The sequence below is a fragment of the Oleiphilus sp. HI0080 genome (assembly GCF_001635135.1).
The window spans coordinates 1-5,395 of sequence record NZ_LWFU01000714.1; the positions used below are offsets into that span (position 1 = coordinate 1).

Below are 5,395 nucleotides of genomic sequence, written 5' to 3' on the forward strand. Positions count from 1 at the left end.
GAAGGGATGCAGTTTGATCGCGGTTACCTATCACCATACTTTATCAATAATCAGGATAATATGAGTGCTGAGCTTGAAAGCCCATTCATCCTTCTGGTCGATAAGAAGATCTCAAACATTCGTGAGCTGCTTCCTGTGCTAGAGAATGTTGCAAAAGCAAGCAAGCCATTGTTGATCATCGCTGAAGATATCGAAGGCGAAGCTCTTGCAACATTGGTTGTAAACAATATGCGCGGCATTGTTAAAGTGGCGGCTGTTAAGGCGCCTGGTTTTGGAGATCGTCGTAAAGAAATGCTTCAGGATATCGCTATATTGACTGGCGCAACGGTTATTTCTGAAGAAGTTGGTTTATCTCTTGAGAATGCAACGCTGGAAGATCTTGGCACGGCGAAACGCGTTAATATTAGCAAAGAGAACACAACGGTCATTGATGGCGCTGGACAGGCTGCTGATATCGAAGGTCGTGTTGCTCAAATTCGCAAGCAAATCGAAGAGAGTTCTTCTGATTACGATCGAGAGAAACTTCAAGAACGTGTAGCCAAATTAGCGGGTGGTGTTGCAGTCATCAAAGTAGGTGCTGGTTCAGAAGTAGAAATGAAAGAGAAGAAGGCACGCGTTGAAGATGCGTTGCACTCTACTCGCGCTGCAGTTGAAGAAGGCGTGGTTCCTGGTGGCGGTGTTGCTATGGTTCGTGCCCTTCAGGCAATTGCTGATTTGGAAGGCGAAAACGAAGATCAGAACGTCGGCATTAACTTGCTTAAGCGCGCGATGGAGGCACCTCTTCGTCAGATCGTTGCGAATGCGGGTGGCGAAGGTTCTGTCGTGAGTGACAAAATTAAGCAAGGCGAAGGTAGCTTTGGCTACAATGCCGCGACGGGTGAATACGGCGACATGATCGAGATGGGTATTCTCGATCCAGCAAAAGTAACTCGTACAGCGCTTCAAGCTGCTGGCTCGGTTGCGGGTCTAATGATCACTACGGAATGTATGGTGACAGAAGTTGTGGAGGACAACCCAGCGCCTGCGATGCCTGATATGGGCGGAATGGGCGGAATGGGCGGTATGATGTAACTGTCTCGATGCTTGCGCTGATTTAGCGTAATTCATAATAGGGCCCCGGCGATTGCTGGGGCTTTTTTTTGCGTGTGATTTAAGGAACTTTTAATGTATCGGCTTAAAATGCGCTAATGTTGGTGGTATTCGTGGTTCAAATAGTCTGTAATGACTGGTCTTCGAACTTGCGTTTTGAATGTTGCCACCAATAGAGTTTCTACCAGAATAATAACCCAGTGATTAAAAAGTCTCTTCTTATCATATTAGTTTTTGTCAGTGCTTTCGCTGTGGCTCTTATTGCGACATTACCGGCGAGTCTTGCGTGGAAGTATGCTATTGCTCCTGTCACAAAGGTGCAGTCGTTGGGTGTTATTACAAAAGCGTTCGATGGCACGATTTGGGATGGAAGGGCGCATGTCGCATTTAGACATCTAGAGGGTGTTTTCGCGTGGGAGCTTAAATTATCGGATATGTGGAGCGGTTCTCTGCCCGTGAACGTACAATTGGAGTCAACGGCGGGCGCGCTCGATGCTGTTTTGGGGGTGGGATTTTCTGCTCAGCGCATAGAGGTTGAGTCGATGCGCCTCGAGTTGAGCAAGTTAAACCCATTCTTGCGTACTAAACGAGTAAAGCTTGATGGTGAGCTTTTCGCTAAAGGGCTTGCGTTGGATCTTGAAAGTCAGACAGTGGAACGCTTAGTTGGTCGCTTCAGTTGGGATGGAGGGGCGATTAGCTACCCCGCAGGGAGGGAGATTCACGACCGGATTATGCCTGCGTTTAGTGGCGCCATTCGAACAGAAAGTGATGGTACGATCTATTTGGGTATCCGTGACCAGGACGCAAGCTTCGATACGATGCGCGGTTCTTGGCAAGTAGGTGGCGATGCCTTGTGGGAAGTGACAAGACGAGTGCTGGATATTGCTCAAGAACCTTGGTCAGCTAATTCGAGTGAAACGGATGTTGTTTTCAAGATTAAAAAGCCACTTTCGCGTCAATTGGGCGCAGGGTGAGTAGCCTGTGATGAGTGCAGATCAGACATCGAAGTGGGCAAGTCGAATCACCTTTATTGGTGCTCTGGCGTTGGCGGTCTATCTTGCCGCTTTATGTGCAAGGCTGGTGTGGTTCGTTCTGGACGAAAAACAGCAGGCAATACCAACACGCTTTTCGGCTTCAAACTCCGATAACTCTGATGGTCAACGCAGAGTAACAAGGGCAATCGATCGTTATCATTTGTTTGGAGAGGCTGGTCAGGTTGCAGTTCAATCAGAGAAACCAAAAGAGGCGCCCAAGACCAAGTTGCGTCTCATTCTGAAAGGCGTTTTTACGGGTGATGAGGGCGGAAAATCTGGCGCAATTATTGAAGAGATTGGTAAGTCTGCGGAATATTATGGTATCGGCGACTCTTTACCGGGCGGTGTAAAGCTGGCCGAAGTTTACCCTGACCGGGTGTTGCTTGACCGGAATGGGGCCTACGAGGCGCTCTACTTTGATGAGAGCGCTCAGACAGGAGTGATCTCTGAGGTTGTAAGGCCTAAGCGCGAAACATCGAGAGATATTCGTACGCCAGAAGACTTTATCGAAGAGGCGACAAATCGACTTTCTGAGAATCCAGAGAGAGCGCTTAACTCGGTTGGCCTGGGTTTTGCGGAGGAAGGCGGGTATGTGTTTAAAGGTAACAATCCGATGCTTGCAGGTATGAACTTACAGAAAGGGGACGTGATTCGCTCTGTGAATGGTCATACCTTGGGCGATATTGAGCAAGACAAAGAAATGATGAGCACGATATACCAACAAGGCTCGATAGAGGTTGAGGTAGTGCGAGATGGGGCCAGTTTTTTCGTTAATTATCCGTTAAACTGAGTGACTGATAATCAAAATACTAAATGACGAGTTATTAACCGTGAATAAGTTCAAACAACTAAGCATGCGAGCGCTTCTAATATCCTTGTTGTTTTCTTTCGCAGCGTTTAGTACTGCTGAAGAGCAGACTTGGCAGGTAAACCTTAAAGACGCCGATATCAGAGCTTTTGTTACACAGGTGGCAGATATTACTGGTTATAGCTTTGTCATTGATCCTCGCGTTAAAGGTAAGGTCACGGTCGTCTCCAATACGCCAATGGACAAAGATGCTGTTTATGAGATGTTCCTTTCCGTTTTGGGAGTACATGGCTTTGCAGCAATCCCAGGTACGGGTGTGATCAAGATCGTTCAGCAGAATGATGCGAAGCAAGAGGCTGATAACCCAAAGTTGCTGAAGCGCGTTCCAAATGAGCAGATTGTAACGCGTGTGATTCAGGTAAATAACGCGAATGCGCTTGAACTCGTACCAATTCTTCGACCAATGGTCGCAAAGTATGGGCATTTAGCAGGTGTCGCGGCAGCCAACGCTCTAATCATTAGTGATCACGTATCGAATATAAAGCGCATCAGCAAAATTATTAATGAGTTGGATAGTCCATCGAAATACGAGCTTGAAGTTATTCAGCTTCAGGAGGCGTGGGTGGGCGATATGGTTAAACTGCTTGAGGAGCTGGCCCCGAGTGAGCTTGGTCAGTCCGCTCAAAGCAAAGGCGCTAATAAGTTTTCTGTCGTAGCTGATCAGCGTAGTAATCGATTGATTCTTCGAGGTGATGAGCCATTCCGAGAGAAAATGCGCAGTCTTATTTCCAAGCTTGATCAGCCGTCTTCAACCGGTGGCAAAACGAAAGTGGTTAGGTTGAAGCATGCCGATGCAGAAGAGATTGCTGAGCTTCTTAGTGGATTGATGGGCGACATAGTGAGTGAGGAAGCTGCAGAGAAAGGACAGGCTGCGCCCAAGGTTGATGCAAGTGTATATGCAGACGAAGGCCTGAATGCTTTAGTGATACGTGCCGAGCCTTCCTTATTGCAAGAGCTTGAGGGTGTGATTGAGGAGTTGGATGTTCGCAGAGCTCAGGTTCTGATTGAGGCTGCGATTGTTGAGATTCAGGATAATACAGACAATAAACTGGGTATTCAGTGGGCGTTGTACGATGAAGGCGCATCTATTCCAGGTGCCTTTACCAACTTCAACGAGATTGGTTTGAGTGCGGCCAACCTGCTTGGTGCCTTAATTGATAAAGATAACGATCCCAATGGTGATTTGGATCCAAGTCTTTTGGGTTCGCCGACCACGGGTTTGACGCTTGGCGTGGGTGATACCAACAGTAATGGGGTCAGTTGGGGAGCATTGGTTCAGGCCTTAGAGGGTGATGCCGGTGCGAACGTACTATCAACGCCTAAAGTGATCACAATGGATAACCAAGAATCATCGATTATTGTTGGTGAGAACATTCCGATTATTACCGGTCAGTCGAGTTCTGGCGGCGCAGGCACTTCAGATCCGTTTACAACGATTGAGCGCGAAGATGTTGGTGTAAAACTGATCGTGACGCCAAGTATTAGTGAGGGTGACTTGGTTCGTCTTGAAATTGAGCAGGAGATCTCTGGTGTTTCTCCTTCAACGGCTGGAGCCGATATTATTACGACAAAGCGTCAAATCAAAACTAATGTTCTTGCGGATGATGGTGAAACGATTGTTTTAGGTGGTTTGATTCGTGATGATGTTCGAATGAGCGAAAGTAAGGTGCCGCTACTAGGAGATATCCCTTGGTTGGGCGCGTTGTTTCGTAGCTCTTCGGAAGTCGTGACAAAACAAAATCTATTGGTGTTTTTGAGGCCTACGATTCTGAGGGATAAAGCGGCGACGCGAGCTGTTACCAACGATAAGTTTGATCAGTTGTGGCAGCTAAACCTAGACTTGAAGGCAGCTCAGGGTGAGGATCAGGAAGAGTTGGATAAGCTTGAAAAACCGCCTGTCGAGACCTTGTATAACGGTATGAAGGTGCGTTAGCTCTCTTGCGATTGAGAGGGGGCCTATTTTATAGAGATGGTTGAGCAAAAAAAACCAGAGCAAGGCTCTGGTTTTTTTTGGGTACAATTCTTGGCTAAATTAGCCTAGGTTCGCAGCAACGAAATCCCAGTTAACCAACGCCCAGAATGCGTCCAAGTATGTAGGACGAGCGTTACGATAATCGATGTAGTAGGCGTGCTCCCAAAGATCAACGGTCAGTAGCGCTGTTTGACCATCCGTCATTGGCGTGCCGGCGTTTGACGTGTTAACGATCTCTAGTTTTCCGTCGGCATTTTTTACCAACCACGTCCAGCTTGAGCCGAAGTTGTTGACAGCGCGATCATTGAATGCCGCTTTGAATTCTGCGAAAGATCCAAATGCTGCGTTAATCGCGTCTGCCACTACGCCCGTAGGTTCGCCGCCACCGTTCGGGCTTAGGCAGTTCCAGTAAAATGTGTGGTTCCAAATCTG

Annotated in this window: 5 protein-coding genes; 4 read left to right on the top strand and 1 reads right to left on the bottom strand. The window is 47.6% G+C overall.

What is annotated here, in order from left to right; genetic code table 11:
• From groEL to gspD, 4 genes are all read left to right on the top strand, one after another.
• Nucleotides 1-1,071: chaperonin GroEL (gene groEL / locus A3751_RS15315; protein WP_068457697.1), on the top strand; the 1,071-nt coding region annotated here is incomplete at its 5' end.
• A gap of 344 nt (nucleotides 1,072-1,415) precedes the next feature.
• Nucleotides 1,416-2,063 carry a type II secretion system protein N gene (gene gspN / locus A3751_RS15320; RefSeq protein WP_197466390.1) on the top strand — a complete coding sequence of 216 codons (648 nt, stop codon included), beginning with the start codon at nucleotides 1,416-1,418 and terminating at the stop codon, nucleotides 2,061-2,063.
• Between the two features lie 10 nt (nucleotides 2,064-2,073).
• Complete coding sequence (locus A3751_RS15325; RefSeq protein ID WP_068457700.1) at nucleotides 2,074-2,913, top strand: type II secretion system protein N; 840 nt, start codon at nucleotides 2,074-2,076, stop codon at nucleotides 2,911-2,913.
• A 40-nt stretch (nucleotides 2,914-2,953) separates the two neighbouring features.
• On the top strand, nucleotides 2,954-4,924 hold the full coding sequence (gene gspD / locus A3751_RS15330; RefSeq protein ID WP_231876909.1) for a type II secretion system secretin GspD: 1,971 nt from the start codon (nucleotides 2,954-2,956) through the stop codon (nucleotides 4,922-4,924).
• Between the two features lie 99 nt (nucleotides 4,925-5,023).
• On the opposite strand, the gene A3751_RS15335 is transcribed toward gspD, so the two are convergent.
• Nucleotides 5,024-5,395: superoxide dismutase (locus A3751_RS15335; protein WP_304439037.1), on the bottom strand; the 372-nt coding region annotated here is incomplete at its 5' end.